This is a genomic window from Parabacteroides sp. AF17-3, from assembly GCF_003635445.1.
In the GTDB taxonomy this organism is placed as follows: domain Bacteria; phylum Bacteroidota; class Bacteroidia; order Bacteroidales; family Tannerellaceae; genus Parabacteroides; species Parabacteroides goldsteinii.
The window spans coordinates 10,049-10,437 of record NZ_QTMM01000035.1 but is presented as its reverse complement, the minus strand read 5'-3'; the positions used below and the strand labels follow the sequence as shown (position 1 = coordinate 10,437).

Annotated in this window: 1 protein-coding gene; it reads left to right on the top strand. The window is 38.6% G+C overall.

The annotated features are described in order from the left end of the window. Window positions 1-111: 111 nt before the first annotated feature. On the top strand, window positions 112-336 hold the full coding sequence (locus DWW91_RS27250) for a DUF4248 domain-containing protein (RefSeq protein ID WP_007658484.1): 225 nt from the start codon (window positions 112-114) through the stop codon (window positions 334-336). Window positions 337-389: the final 53 nt, after the last annotated feature.

The following is a 389-nucleotide window of genomic DNA, read 5'->3' as shown; positions in this document are numbered from 1 at the left end:
CGAAGGGTTTAATAAGTCCGTATAAATATATAAATAATGCGCATAAACTTTGAATTTCATTTCTTTATGTGGATTTAATTTCTTATCTTAGTAAAACTAAATCATAAGAATATGGACGAAGAAAAATTCAAAATCCGCAGTTACGGATGGACAGAACTGGCACTCTGTTACAACCCGGATTTGCATCCGAACTCAGCATCACGTTTGTTGCATCGCTGGGTGGTAAGAAACGAAAAATTGACCAGGGATTTAAGGGCAGCCGGGTTCTGTGAACGGCAACGAAAACTGACTCCGAAACAGGTCGGGGTGATTGTCGATTTCCTGGGAGAACCTTGAGAATTGAAAATTTGAAAGTCCCTTATTTCGGAGATGAAAGATATATGTTTTGA